We start from the raw sequence: 12,859 nt of genomic DNA, 5'->3' as shown, positions 1-12,859 counted from the left end.
AAACACGAAATATATCGTGCCATTCAGGTATGCATTGCAGTTGATGTGCCTATGGTCTCGCCTGACTGAAACTGTATGTTCAGTCCGTACGCGCCACGTTTTTCAACGAGTATGTTGACACGTACATTTCCGGAGTCTGGAAATCGGCTACTCCCCAACGACGGGCGCAACCTTAACATATTTTGAGAATATAAAACAAGAAACAGGGAAATAATATTTGACTTTTAATTGAAAACGATTTTCATTTAGATTTATTTATAAATAGAACGTTAAAATAAATAACATTACGGGCGGGGTAATATAGCCTTAGCTATGTTTTGTTTTCATTAATATATGAAAAACATAGTTCAGGCTATCTTGTTAACTTACTGATTTGAAATAAGAAGCTTATATATTTTTTCGAGATCGTCTATATTTCGTACGCGAACAAGCAATCTACGCTGTTCTAATTGCATCACCAGCACGCCGTCTTCTGATAAATTCATCTCTTTAATGCGGTTATATTCAATCCAGACGTTAGCAAAGAAAAAACCTTTTTGCTTGAAGATGATTTTCGGCGTACGGATCCAGAACAGATACAACCCCATCAACACCAGTGCACATAATAACCATGTGGTGAATTGCGCCCCGTGGCTGGTGACGTTGTTGTAGATAAGAATAGCTACCAGGCCAATGAAGATAACACTGTCAACACGGCTGCGAGGAAGCAGGGCGACCGTCAGCAGAGTAGGGCCATTACGGCGGGGCATGATGAACTGATCGTAAATGGCATACGCCAGCAGCGAAAAGATAAAAAGAACCAGCACCAGGTCCGTGATAGTCATGAATCCTCAACCCTCTAAATAGAAAAACCGGGGGCAAGCCCCCGGTGATGTACAACAGTCTTACAGGCCGAGCAGGCCGACAGCGTAGCCCGCGATACCGATGACGAAGAAGCCAACGATAATCCACAGCGGGTTCACTTTCTTACGCAGTAGCCACATACAAGCGAAAGTCAGCAGCAGAGGAACCAGGCCCGGCATCAGCTGGTCAAGGATAGTCTGCACGGTGGTAACGCGAGTCTGGCCATCCTGACCGGTGATAGTGGAGACCACCAACGGGATGTTCACGTGCGTCCACTTGTTAACCAATGCCCCCATGACAAACAGGCCGAGGATTGACGCCCCCTCAGTCAGTTTCTGCAGGAAGCCGCCGCCCATATCTTTAACGATATCGACACCTTTACGGTAGCCGTATGCCACACCGTAGTAACGGGTAGCCAGACGCACCAGGTTAAACAGGATGAAGAACAGCAGTGGCCCAAGCAGGCTGCCGCTCATCGCGATACCTGCACCAAGCGCGGCAAATACCGGACGTACGGTACCCCAGAAGATTGGATCGCCAACGCCTGCCAGCGGTCCCATCAGACCCACTTTGATACCGTTGATAGCACCATCGTCAATCTCTGCGCCGTTGGCACGCTGCTCTTCCATCGCCAGCGTAACGCCCAGCACAGGTGCGGCTACGTACGGATGGGTGTTAAAGAATTCCAGGTGACGCTTAATAGCCTGCTTACGTGCATCGTTGTTTTCCGGGTACAAACGGCGGATAGCCGGTACCATGGAGAAACAAAAACCCAGCGCCTGCATACGTTCGAAGTTCCATGAACCCTGAAACAGGTTAGAACGAATGAACACGCCACGAATGTCACTCGGAGTGAGTTTTTTCTCGGTGGTAGTTTTAGTCATATCAACCATTTCGCTCACCTGCTAGTCCAGTTCGTTATCAAGATCGTTGTTACCAGCTGCCTGAACTGGCGCACCGGCGACGCGGTTATATTTCGGGCTCAGCTGAATGTAGAGGATTGCCATCACAGCGCCAATCACACCCAGAGCAACCAGGTTGAAGTTAGTAAATGCCGCGGTGACGAAGCCGAGATAGAAGAACGGCATCAGGTAGCCCGCGCGCATCATATTGATGACCATCGCATAACCAACCACTACGATCATGCCACCTGCGATGTTCAGGCCGCCGGTGACGACTTCCGGAATGGCGTTGAGCATGCTCTGAACTTCACTGGTACCTACAGAAATCGCCACGATTACCGCCGGGATAGCGATACGCATAGCCTGCAGGAACAGTGAGGATACGTGCAGCCAGGAGAGCGCCGTCAGGTTGCCGTTTTCGGCCGCCTTATCCGCTGCGTGCTGGAATGCTACGGTGATGGTACGAACGATGATGGTCAGAACCTGGCCTGCTGCTGCCAGAGGGATAGCCAGCGCGATACCGGCACCAATACTTTGGTGACCCGCGATAACCAGAACGGTAGAGATAATTGACGCCAGTGCGGCATCTGGTGCAACCGCAGCACCGATGTTCATCCAGCCCAGGGCGATCATTTCCAGGGTACCACCGATGATAATACCGGTTTTCATATCCCCGAGAACGGCGCCAATAAGCGTACAGGCCACCAACGGACGGTGGAACTGAAATTCATCGAGTACCGACTCCATACCCGCGATACATGCGACGATGAACACCAGCACAATCTGAAGAGTGGTAATCTCCATTGTACTTCTCCTATTGCTATACAGACTTAAGTGTGAAAACTAAGTAAATGCCAGGGAATTATTTCGCCTTGGCAATCAAATCCATCATTTTCAGTTTCTGATCGGTCGAAACTTTACGCGCTTCGAGCTCAATACCGCGTTCGTTGAGTTTTTTGAAGGCTTCGATGTCTTTTTCATCAACAGAAATTGCGTTGTTTACCTGTGTTTTACCCTGACGGAAAGCCATACCGCCAATGTTTACAGAGGTAATTTTCACACCACCTTCAACGATACGTTCCACATCGGTCGGGTTGGTGAACAACAGCATCACACGCTCGCCTGCATATTTCGGGTTGTTGTAGACGCGGATCATTTTCGCGACATCAACCACATGCGCCGTCACACCCGGAGGTGCTACCTGAGTTAGCAACGTTTTACGCACGGTATCGGCGGCAACTTCATCGCTGACGACGATAATGCGCGTTACGTTGGTTTCTTTGGTCCAGCGAGTGGCTACCTGACCATGAATTAAACGGTCATCGATACGCGCCAGGCCGATCTGCATATAATCGTTCGGGCCCATCGGTTTCGCCGGTGCTGCTGCTTTGGGTGCCGCAACGGGGGCAGGAGCGGCTTTTTCCACTGGTTTCGCTTTCAGCGCTTTCACGCCTTCGCTACCGGTTTCAACGGCCAGTGCCACTAATTCATCGAAGCTCGGGTTGTCATCACGCGCCATGAAGGTCTCGACCAGCATGGGAATGTTCACACCGGCGATAACTTCGTAATGCTCTTTATCGACGACAATGCGGCTCGCAGCGTTAAACGGGCTGCCTCCCCATGTGTCAACGAGAAACAGCACGCCTTTACTGGTATCGAGTTTTGCCAACTGAGCGTTGTACTTTTCGATCAGCGTTTCGGCATTTTCACCTGGAACGAAATCGATCCAGCCGACATTTTCCTGCTCGCCTAACAGCATCTCTGCTGTCTTAAGTAACTGCTCTGCAGCCCAACCATGTGTGCCTATTACAATAGCAATGGTCACTTGCTACCTCCTTTATTATCGTTAACACATCAACGTGAAGATGTATTTGAATCGTCGTCCGCAATCGAATCGATTCAGATAAGGGTTACAAAGAAAAACCTATGATTTTCGTGAATTATTTTAGATATCGAAAAAAATATTTTATGTGATGAAGATCCGTAATTTAACTTCCGATGAAAAGAAATTTCGAAGGGTAAAATATCTCCGAAACAACTTATTGCAAAGGAAGGTAAATCTTTGCTAAAAACCGGTTGTCTCTGTTATGTTTAGCATCTGTTTAATTACTCAGGAGTATAGGGCAGTAGCCCACCATATGGATCGTCACCGACGTCATTTCACCCTCAGGCCGCTTTGCGCCTGTCAGATTGGCACTTTTTGCCACAAATTTTCTCTGCATAATGCTTTAACGCCTGAGATCCTCAGCGCGCAGTTTGGTCATTCCTTAAGCAGGAGCTTGTCATGGAATTATTAATGGACCCGCAGATTTGGGTGGGTTTGCTCACGCTTGTCGTTCTCGAAATTGTTCTGGGTATTGATAACCTGGTCTTCATTGCGATCCTGGCTGATAAGCTGCCGCCGAAACAGCGAGATAAAGCGCGTTTAATCGGTTTATCACTGGCACTGATTATGCGTCTGGGCTTGTTGTCCGTGATTTCGTGGATGGTGACGCTGACAAAGCCGCTGTTTACGGTAATGGACTATGCGTTCTCAGGGCGCGATCTGATTATGCTGCTGGGCGGTATCTTCCTCTTGTTCAAGGCTACGACAGAGCTGCATGAGCGGCTTGAAAACCGTGAACATGATACCGGGCAGACGAAAGGGTATGCGAGCTTTTGGGTTGTCGTGACGCAGATTGTCATCCTCGATGCGGTGTTCTCGCTGGATGCGGTGATTACTGCGGTCGGTATGGTCAACCATCTGCCGGTCATGATGGCGGCGGTCGTGATTGCTATGGCCGTGATGCTGCTGGCGTCCAAGCCGTTGACGCGATTTGTGAACCAACATCCGACGGTGGTGGTGCTGTGTCTGAGCTTCCTGTTGATGATTGGTCTGAGTCTGGTTGCCGAAGGGTTTGGCTTCCACATTCCGAAAGGCTATCTGTATGCGGCGATTGGCTTCTCGATCATTATCGAGTTGTTTAACCAGATTGCGCGTCGTAACTTTATTCGCCACCAGTCGGCACTACCGCTGCGTGCGCGGACTGCCGATGCAATCCTGCGTCTGATGGGGGGTAAACGTCAGGCCAGCGCGCAGATGGAATCCGACAATCCAGTACCTGTGCCCGTTCCGGAAGGCGCATTCGTGGAAGAAGAACGCTATATGATCAACGGCGTACTCTCCCTGGCCTCGCGTTCATTACGTGGCATTATGACGCCTCGTGGCGAGATTAGCTGGGTTGATGCGGACCTGAGTGTAGCGGAAATTCGCGAGCAATTGCTTTCGTCACCGCACAGCCTGTTCCCGGTATGTCGCGGTGAGCTGGACGAAATTATCGGTATCGTCCGTGCCAAAGAACTGCTGGTGGCTCTGGAAGAGGGTGTGGATGTGGCGGCGATTGCCTCTGCTTCTCCGGCTATCGTGGTCCCGGAAACGCTGGACCCGATTAATCTGTTAGGCGTTCTGCGTCGTGCCCGCGGCAGTTTCGTGATCGTCACTAACGAATTTGGTGTCGTGCAGGGGTTGGTTACTCCGCTGGACGTATTAGAAGCTATCGCCGGTGAGTTCCCGGATGCCGATGAAACGCCTGAAATTATTGCTGATGCAGGCGGTTGGTTGGTGAAAGGCGGTACCGATCTGCATGCGTTGCAACAGGCGCTGGACGTAGATACGTTAGTGAATGAAGACGAAGATATCGCGACGGTGGCAGGTTTAGTCATCGCGGCTAACGGTCATATTCCACGCGTCGGCGATGTTATCGAGGTTGCGCCGCTGAGCATTACGATTGTCGAAGCGAATGACTATCGTGTGGATTTAGTTCGCATTGTTAAAGAACGACCCGCTCACGACGAAGACGAGTAACCGGGCTAGCGAAACGGCATAACGGGCATACTATGTCGCCCGTTATGCCGGGCGGGCGGCGGGGTGCTGCCCGCCAGCCATTTCGGAAAATCTCGTAGCGGCATTGGCTTCGCATACAGAAAACCTTGCAATAAATGTACACCGTGCCGGCGCAAATGCTGTGCCTGCGCCTGCGTTTCAACCCCTTCTGCCACCAGTTCTATATTCAGTCTTTTTCCCAGCGCGATGATGATGTCTGTAACGGTTGAGTTCACGGCATCGGTACCGATCGCAGAAGTAAATGATTTATCAATTTTCAGTACATCCGGGCGGAGTTTTTCCAGCCAGGAGAGCGAGCTGTTGCCGGTGCCAAAATCGTCAATCGCCAGTTTTACGCCAAGGCGATTTAGCTCGCGTACAATCCGATAATCCACATCCAGTAACGCATCTCGCTCGGTAAGTTCGATGACTAACTGCTGAATGGGATGCTGGCTAAACCAATACTGGTTGAGATCTTTTAACAGCGTGCCATGGCGAAAATGGCTGGCGGCGACATTGATCCCGATATGAAACTGACTGCTCATGGGGAAGACGTGTCGCTGCTGAATGGTTTCTGCGATGACATGACGCGTCAGGGGCACGATCAGGTTGTGCTCCTCGGCGATGGGAATAAACACTTCGGGAGAGATCCAACCCTGACGCGGATTATTCCAGCGTAAAAGGATTTCCACCCCCATGCATTGCTGCGTTTGCGCATTGAGCAGCGGCTGGCAGAACAGCTCGAATTCGCGGGCGGCAAGGGCCAGATTAATCTCCCAGGAGAAACTCATTCTGTTGGCGGTTGCCAGCCACGCCAGGTACCCCACTAACAGACTGAGGATCACCGCCAGCGGCAGCTGTGTGGGCAGATGCTTAATCGCCAGTTCGCTGGCGCCCGGACCGGTAACGCTGATAGTAAACGGGAAATGCTGTGATGAAAGCTGGTAGCGTTTTTCATTCTTTAGCTCAGGTAGCGTATCGACAACACCTTGTCCGTAGAGCAGATGGCGATTGCCGACGCTTAAGCTGGCATGGGTGATTTGTGGCGGTTGGGGTTCAAGCAGCATCGACGACAATAAATCAATATTAACGATCTCCAGCACGCCATCTTCACCATCGGCAGAGGATGGATACCATTGCGCCAGAATCGGGCTGCCTTTAATTAGCGAATGGTCGGTAGACAGCAGCAACTGCGGCTCCCGGCTGGGTAATTCAGGCTCCAGTTGACGAACAGGCACATTGCGATAACCAAAAATACTGGAGCAATACAGAATCCCGCTTTGAATAAGGCTGATAGAGCGTACCGTTTGCAGCCTGGCAGCATGCTTGCTCAGCGGTAAACGCGCAACTGAGCAGGGGAGACCAATCAATGGCAACAGCACATCGCGTCCGGTCTGTAGGGGCAAAAGTACATGATCCAACTCTTCAACGGCGTGGTTGGCAAAGGTTACGGTATTCCGATGATTTAAATTACGCTCCGAAATAAATCGGGCCGTTAAAGTGAGGATAAGCGTCAGTAGGGCACATAGTGTGCAAACAATTAAGCGATTCCGGCGATAGTTTTTAATGATCCGTTGTGCTGTATGCATGCGGGCCGCCCGATAAGCCGTTGGTCACAAAAGCCAAAAGCAACAGAGCAAGTGTAGTGGGGAAAATTACAGTAGACGAGGAAGGGGAGATAAATTCGCCCATCCGTCGCAGATGGGCGAAAATTAAGTATTAGTCACATTGAACTTTGATTGCCAGACCACCACGTGACGTTTCGCGGTATTTGGCGTTCATGTCTTTACCCGTTTCGTACATGGTCTCAATGACTTTATCCAGCGAGACGCGTGGCGCACTGGTACGGCGCATTGCCATACGTGCGGCGTTAATCGCTTTCACGGAAGCAATGGCGTTACGTTCGATGCACGGAACCTGAACCTGACCGGCAACCGGGTCACAGGTTAAACCGAGGTTATGCTCCATACCGATTTCTGCCGCAACACACACCTGTTCAGGACTTGCACCCAGCAGTTCAGCCAGACCGGCAGCCGCCATGGAGCAGGCCACGCCCACTTCACCCTGACAACCTACTTCTGCACCGGAGATTGAGGCATTCATTTTGTACAGCGCGCCAATTGCACCGGCCGCCAGGAAATAGCGGGTGTAGATATCCGGGCTGACGGACTCAATGAAATGATCGTAATAAGCAAGGACCGCAGGCACGATACCGCAGGCACCGTTAGTTGGCGCAGTAACAACGCGACCACCCGCGGCGTTTTCTTCGTTAACAGCCAGCGCAAACATGTTCACCCAGTCGATTACGTTCATCGGATCGTTGGAGAGCTTGTCGCTGGAGACCAACATACGACGCAGGGCAGAGGCGCGACGCGGAACGCGTAGCGGACCTGGCAGCACACCTTCGGTGTTCATCCCACGATCGATACAGGCCTGCATGGTTTGCCAGACATGGCCAAAGTACTCTTCAATCTCTTTTTTGCTGTGCAGAGCAAGTTCGTTCTGCATCGCCATGCCAGAGAGAGACAGGCCGGTGCTGTTGCAGTATTCCAGCATTTCGGTCGCGGATTTGAACGGATAAGGGACGCTGACCTCGCCCGCGGTATCCTGACCAAAATGTTCTTCATCAACGATGAATCCACCGCCGATTGAGTAGTAGGTTTTGCTATAAATGACGGTTTCGCCATTGTACGCATGGATCTGCATGCCGTTTTCATGCAGCGGCAGGTTGCCGTTGTGAAAACGCATTCCGTCATTCTGCGGGAAATCCACTTCGTGTTGACCCTGCGCAAGCAGCAGGCGTCCACGCGTTTCAACGTCGCGGATAAATCCGGGAATGCTGTCAATGTCCACGGTAGCAGGCTCGTTGCCCGCCAGACCCATAATAATGGCGATATCGGTGTGGTGACCTTTACCCGTGAGCGACAGTGAACCATACACGTCGACGGCAACACGAGTAACGCTGTCCAGTAATCCTTTTTCGACCAGGTCATCGACGAACTGTTTACCCGCCTTCATAGGCCCTACGGTATGGGAAGATGAGGGACCAATCCCCACCTTAAACATGTCGAATAGACTAATCACGATAATACTCCTACAGGGCGACTGGGCTTTCCAGTAACGATGTTATAACTGCGCATAGTGTAAGAGGGAACGCGGCGATCGGCTTAACTATTCACATGAATTAAACTAATAGATAACCGCGGTTTTACTAATGTTGTGACCTGAGTTTCAAGTTGTCTATGGCGTGCGTAAAGATAAGTATAGTCAGGGCTTGACGCCAATTTGCAGAGCCAGCTCACGAATTATTCCGGCGGTCATTCCCCAGACGAAATATTGCTCATACCAGGAAAGCCAAACGCGGTGTGAATCACCACGGCGATAAATATCAAGCGGATGGTAACGCCCTAAATGCAGAGCCTGCGCCAGCGGCATTTCAAACACCGCGGAAACCTCATCTTCACTGGCGCGATACGGCAGATTAGGCGGGATAATGCCGACGACCGGGGTAACCTGGAAACCGGTGACGCTGTCGACCGGCGGCAGGACGCCGATCACCTCAACGCATGACGGCGGAATTGCCACTTCTTCATGCGCCTCGCGAAGGGCGGCGGCGATCAACGAGGCATCGGTGCTGTCCACCGCGCCGCCGGGAAAGGCGACCTGGCCGGCATGTTTGCGTAGATGAACGGATCGCTGGGTTAGCAGCAGACCCGGCTGTGGTCGGCGGACGACTGGGATCAGTACGGCCGCCTGACGCTGGTTTAACGCGGCATGATTGACCTGCGGGCGCAGGAGTTGGAAGCGCGATAAAAAATCATCAAGCGTCAGGCTGCTGTATTCCACGTGTCAATTCTCCAGTTGGTGCAAAATACGATTCACTTTATCAAATGTTTCCTGATACTCCGCGTCTTCCTGACTGTCCGCCACAATGCCACCACCTGCGGAACAATAAATGTGTCCGTTTGTGGCCGTCAGCGTGCGAATGGTGATGCTGGTGTCCATATTGCCGCAAAAGCTCAGGTAACCAATGCTGCCACACCAGGCATTACGTCTGTGCGGCTCCAGCTCATCTATAATTTCCATCGCCCGCACCTTCGGCGCGCCGGTAATGGAGCCGCCGGGGAAGGCGGCGCGCAGCAGGTCGCTGGCGTGCAAAGATTCTGGCAGACGTGCGGTAATGGTGCTGACTAAATGATGAACGGCAGGGAATGGCTCGACCACAAACAGCTCCGGAACCTGTACCGACCCCGGCACGGCAACGCGACCGATATCATTGCGCATTAAATCCACGATCATCAGGTTTTCCGCACGATCCTTTGGTGAATTCGCCAGCAGTTGGGCCTGCTCACGATCGGCATCAGCATCTTCACGTCTTGGCAGCGTCCCTTTAATAGGACGCGTCTGGATGTGCTGGTTTTCCAACAGAATAAACCGTTCGGGTGAAAGGCTGAGGATTGCGCCTTCCTCAAGACGAATGAACGCACTAAACGGCGCACGATTAGCGTGATTAAGTCGTACAAATGCCAGCCACTCATCGCCCTGATAATGCGCCTGAAAACGCTGGGCGAGATTGACCTGATAGCAGTCGCCGCTGTGCAGATAGCGCTGTACCTGGCGGAATTTTTCGCCATACTGCGCGCGACTCATATTGGATTGCCACGCAGAGGTTAAGGCAAACGGTTCACGCGTTGGCGGTTGTTGTGCGTCGAGCCACTTCCGCCGCGCCTCGACATCGGTATGGCTGAGCAGGGATACGGTTTGCAACTGATGATCGACAATCAGCGCCCAGTCGTAAATGCCGACGGCCATATCCGGCAGGGCAATATCGCGCGCGGCAATCGTGGGCAGCGATTCAAATCTTCTGCCAAGATCGTAGCCAAACAGACCTAACGCGCCGCCCTGAAACGGCAGATTGGGGTGATTGCTCGGCTGAATCCCCCGTGCGCTGAGCGCTGAATGTAATACCGTCATTGGGTCATCAAGCGTGCGTACGGTTGCGTGTCCGTCATGGACAACGGTCTCTTCAGCGCGCGTAACCAGCGTGGCGACGGGATCCGCCACCAGAATATCAAAACGGTTATGTGGATGGTCAGCATGACCCGAATGCAACAGCATCGCCCAGGGGAGATGGCTTAAGGTCGAAAAATAGCGTTCAGCGGCGTCCTGACGCCAGGGTAAAGTGATTACAGCGGGAGATAACGTCTTCATCAGTCCTGACTCGTTGCTACTCTACTGGCTAACTGCCCGGTAGCATGAAATAATTAGCGCAGACAATTTAGCAGGAGTTAACAATGTTTGCAGGTTTACCTTCACTCAGTCATGAGCAGCAGCAAAAAGCGGTCGAGCGTATTCAGGAACTGATGTCGCAGGGGATGAGCAGCGGACAAGCGATTGCTCTGGTAGCTGAAGAGTTACGCGCCAGCCATACCGGCGAGCGGATCGTGGCGCGTTTCGAAGATGAAGACGAGTAACGTTGCTTAAACTGCAGCGATAATCTTGATCTCTACTTTGTATTTCGGGTTCATCAACCCGGCCTGGACCGTACAACGTACCGGCGCATGACCGGCAACGACCCACGCGTCCCAGGCTTTGTTCATCGCGGCAAAGTCACTTTTGTCAGCCAGAAAAAGGGTGGCATCAAGAATACGTGACTTGTTGCTGCCCTGTTTTTCCAGAACTGCGTCAATTTGCGCCAGCGTATTCGCCGTTTGTTCAAAGGCGTCAGCATCCAGGTTTTCCGGTACACCGGTGTAATACAACGTGTTGTTATGGATAACCACGTCGGACCAACGCGCTTCGGCATCAATGCGCACAATCGTCATAAATCATTCCTCATTTACGTTTTTCATAATGGCTTCAGGTTGCGCCAAGACTGCCATAATGTTGCGCCTACGTCACCTCTTCAACTGGCGAAAGACCCGCTGGCCTGACATAATCCCTGTTCAAATGAACAGGGGGCAGTGTGACGGACGATTTTGCAGCAGACGGTCAGTTGGCTAAAGCGATACCGGGTTTTAAACCGCGTGAACCACAGCGGCAGATGGCCTTCGCCGTTAGCCATGCCATTGAAAAATCACAGCCGCTTGTTGTCGAAGCCGGAACCGGAACGGGGAAAACCTACGCTTATCTTGCACCTGCGCTGCGTGCGGGTAAGAAAGTCATCGTCTCTACCGGTTCAAAAGCGTTGCAGGATCAGCTTTACAGCCGCGATCTCCCGACCGTCGCTAAAGCGCTTGAATTTACCGGCAAACTGGCGCTGCTGAAAGGGCGCTCCAACTATCTGTGTCTGGAACGCCTTGAACAGCAGGCCCTGGCGGGCGGCGACCTGCCGGTACAAACCTTAAGCGACGTCATTCTGCTGCGCTCCTGGTCAAGTCAAACCCTTGATGGCGACATCAGTACCTGCGTCAGCGTGGCGGAAGATTCTCAGGCCTGGCCGCTGGTCACCAGCACCAACGACAATTGTCTGGGCAGCGACTGCCCGCTGTACAAAGAGTGTTTTGTCGTTAAAGCGCGTAAAAAAGCGATGGAGGCAGATGTGGTTGTGGTCAACCACCATCTGTTTCTCGCTGATATGGTGGTGAAAGAGAGCGGGTTTGGCGAACTGATCCCCGAAGCTGAAGTGATGATCTTCGATGAAGCGCATCAGTTACCGGATATCGCCAGCCAGTACTTTGGTCAATCGCTCTCCAGTCGTCAGTTGTTAGACCTGGCGAAAGACATCACCATTGCCTATCGCACCGAGCTGAAAGACACTCAGCAGTTGCAGAAGTGCGCCGATCGCCTGGCGCAAAGCGCGCAGGACTTCCGCCTGCAACTTGGCGAGCCGGGCTATCGCGGCAATCTGCGCGAACTGCTGGCTGACCAGCGTGTACAGCGCGCGTTTTTGTTGCTCGATGACACGTTGGAGCTGTGTTACGACGTGGCGAAACTGTCTCTTGGACGTTCGGCGTTGTTGGATGCTGCGTTTGAGCGCGCCACGCTTTATCGCGCCCGTTTGAAGCGCCTGAAAGAGATTAACCAGCCAGGCTTCAGCTATTGGTATGAATGCACCTCCCGCCATTTCACTCTTGCGCTAACGCCGCTCACCGTGGCGGATAAATTCAAAGAAATGATGGAACAAAAGCCGGGCTGTTGGATTTTTACCTCCGCGACGCTGTCGGTAAATGATGATCTTCATCATTTCACCGCCCGGCTGGGCATAGATGACGCCGAGTCGATGCTATTGCCGAGTCCTTTTGATTACACG

13 protein-coding genes and 1 riboswitch are annotated in these 12,859 nt (G+C 52.2%); of the genes, 4 read left to right on the top strand and 9 right to left on the bottom strand.

Annotation, left to right across the window (positions count from 1 at the left end):
* Window positions 1-68 precede the first annotated feature (68 nt).
* Window positions 69-168: riboswitch (yybP-ykoY riboswitch) on the bottom strand.
* A gap of 197 nt (window positions 169-365) precedes the next feature.
* Genes FDW96_RS15740 through manX form a run of 4 tightly spaced genes read right to left on the bottom strand, consistent with a single transcriptional unit; the run spans window position 366 to window position 3,570 of the window.
* Window positions 366-824, bottom strand: coding sequence for a DUF986 family protein (locus FDW96_RS15740; RefSeq protein ID WP_042307852.1), 459 nt, complete (start codon window positions 822-824; stop codon window positions 366-368).
* Window positions 825-884: 60 nt separating this feature from the next.
* A complete protein-coding gene (locus FDW96_RS15735) occupies window positions 885-1,736 on the bottom strand; it encodes a PTS mannose transporter subunit IID (protein ID WP_003833769.1) in 852 nt (283 codons plus the stop codon).
* 12 nt (window positions 1,737-1,748) lie between these two features.
* Window positions 1,749-2,549, bottom strand: a complete 801-nt coding sequence (locus FDW96_RS15730; RefSeq protein ID WP_005122174.1) for a PTS mannose/fructose/sorbose transporter subunit IIC — start codon at window positions 2,547-2,549, stop codon at window positions 1,749-1,751.
* Window positions 2,550-2,607: 58 nt separating this feature from the next.
* The gene (manX, locus tag FDW96_RS15725; RefSeq protein WP_005122176.1) at window positions 2,608-3,570 is read right to left on the bottom strand and encodes a PTS mannose transporter subunit IIAB; all 963 of its coding nucleotides are present in this window, start codon (window positions 3,568-3,570) and stop codon (window positions 2,608-2,610) included.
* 262 nt (window positions 3,571-3,832) lie between these two features.
* On the opposite strand from manX, the gene FDW96_RS26280 reads away from it, so the two are divergent.
* Window positions 3,833-4,042, top strand: a complete 210-nt coding sequence (locus tag FDW96_RS26280) for a hypothetical protein (RefSeq protein ID WP_072014731.1) — start codon at window positions 3,833-3,835, stop codon at window positions 4,040-4,042.
* Window positions 4,030-5,589 (top strand): CNNM family cation transport protein YoaE, encoded by a 1,560-nt coding sequence (gene yoaE / locus FDW96_RS15720; RefSeq protein WP_042307853.1) that lies wholly within the window; start codon window positions 4,030-4,032, stop codon window positions 5,587-5,589. The genes FDW96_RS26280 and yoaE overlap by 13 nt, the downstream gene beginning before the upstream one ends.
* A gap of 5 nt (window positions 5,590-5,594) precedes the next feature.
* On the opposite strand, the gene FDW96_RS15715 is transcribed toward yoaE, so the two are convergent.
* From FDW96_RS15715 to pabB, 4 genes are all read right to left on the bottom strand, one after another.
* Window positions 5,595-7,196: an EAL domain-containing protein gene (locus FDW96_RS15715; protein WP_042307855.1), complete on the bottom strand. Its 1,602-nt coding sequence runs from the start codon at window positions 7,194-7,196 to the stop codon at window positions 5,595-5,597.
* A 130-nt stretch (window positions 7,197-7,326) separates the two neighbouring features.
* On the bottom strand, window positions 7,327-8,691 hold the full coding sequence (gene sdaA / locus FDW96_RS15710) for an L-serine ammonia-lyase (RefSeq protein WP_042307858.1): 1,365 nt from the start codon (window positions 8,689-8,691) through the stop codon (window positions 7,327-7,329).
* Between the two features lie 183 nt (window positions 8,692-8,874).
* A complete protein-coding gene (locus FDW96_RS15705; RefSeq protein ID WP_038641269.1) occupies window positions 8,875-9,453 on the bottom strand; it encodes a CoA pyrophosphatase in 579 nt (192 codons plus the stop codon).
* 3 nt (window positions 9,454-9,456) lie between these two features.
* Window positions 9,457-10,818, bottom strand: a complete 1,362-nt coding sequence (gene pabB, locus FDW96_RS15700; protein WP_061381169.1) for an aminodeoxychorismate synthase component 1 — start codon at window positions 10,816-10,818, stop codon at window positions 9,457-9,459.
* Window positions 10,819-10,901: 83 nt separating this feature from the next.
* Here pabB and FDW96_RS15695 point away from each other — a divergent pair, with 83 nt between their 5' ends.
* A complete protein-coding gene (locus tag FDW96_RS15695) occupies window positions 10,902-11,081 on the top strand; it encodes a YoaH family protein (RefSeq protein ID WP_003020986.1) in 180 nt (59 codons plus the stop codon).
* Window positions 11,082-11,087: 6 nt separating this feature from the next.
* On the opposite strand, the gene FDW96_RS15690 is transcribed toward FDW96_RS15695, so the two are convergent.
* Window positions 11,088-11,432, bottom strand: a complete 345-nt coding sequence (locus tag FDW96_RS15690) for a RidA family protein (protein ID WP_042307863.1) — start codon at window positions 11,430-11,432, stop codon at window positions 11,088-11,090.
* Window positions 11,433-11,572: 140 nt separating this feature from the next.
* Between FDW96_RS15690 and FDW96_RS15685 the strand changes: the two genes are divergently transcribed.
* Window positions 11,573-12,859, top strand: a 1,287-nt coding sequence (locus FDW96_RS15685) for an ATP-dependent DNA helicase (protein WP_137365931.1), incomplete at its 3' end; no start/stop codon positions are given.

This window comes from Citrobacter sp. TBCS-15, from assembly GCF_005280815.1.
In the GTDB taxonomy this organism is placed as follows: domain Bacteria; phylum Pseudomonadota; class Gammaproteobacteria; order Enterobacterales; family Enterobacteriaceae; genus Citrobacter; species Citrobacter werkmanii.
Note: the sequence above shows the minus strand (reverse complement) of the source record. Positions and strands in the feature narration are given on the sequence as shown.

Bases quoted from the DNA above. Each gene is read 5' to 3' on its own strand.
- FDW96_RS15730 (WP_005122174.1), bottom strand. From the start codon at position 2,549: ATGGAGATTACCACTCTTCAGATTGTGCTGGTGTTCATCGTCGCATGT.
- FDW96_RS15740 (WP_042307852.1), bottom strand. From the start codon at position 824: ATGACTATCACGGACCTGGTGCTGGTTCTTTTTATCTTTTCGCTGCTG.
- FDW96_RS15695 (WP_003020986.1), top strand. From the start codon at position 10,902: ATGTTTGCAGGTTTACCTTCACTCAGTCATGAGCAGCAGCAAAAAGCG.
- FDW96_RS26280 (WP_072014731.1), top strand. From the start codon at position 3,833: ATGTTTAGCATCTGTTTAATTACTCAGGAGTATAGGGCAGTAGCCCAC.
- FDW96_RS15690 (WP_042307863.1), bottom strand. From the start codon at position 11,432: ATGACGATTGTGCGCATTGATGCCGAAGCGCGTTGGTCCGACGTGGTT.
- FDW96_RS15735 (WP_003833769.1), bottom strand. From the start codon at position 1,736: ATGGTTGATATGACTAAAACTACCACCGAGAAAAAACTCACTCCGAGT.
- pabB (WP_061381169.1), bottom strand. From the start codon at position 10,818: ATGAAGACGTTATCTCCCGCTGTAATCACTTTACCCTGGCGTCAGGAC.
- FDW96_RS15715 (WP_042307855.1), bottom strand. From the start codon at position 7,196: ATGCATACAGCACAACGGATCATTAAAAACTATCGCCGGAATCGCTTA.
- yoaE (WP_042307853.1), top strand. From the start codon at position 4,030: ATGGAATTATTAATGGACCCGCAGATTTGGGTGGGTTTGCTCACGCTT.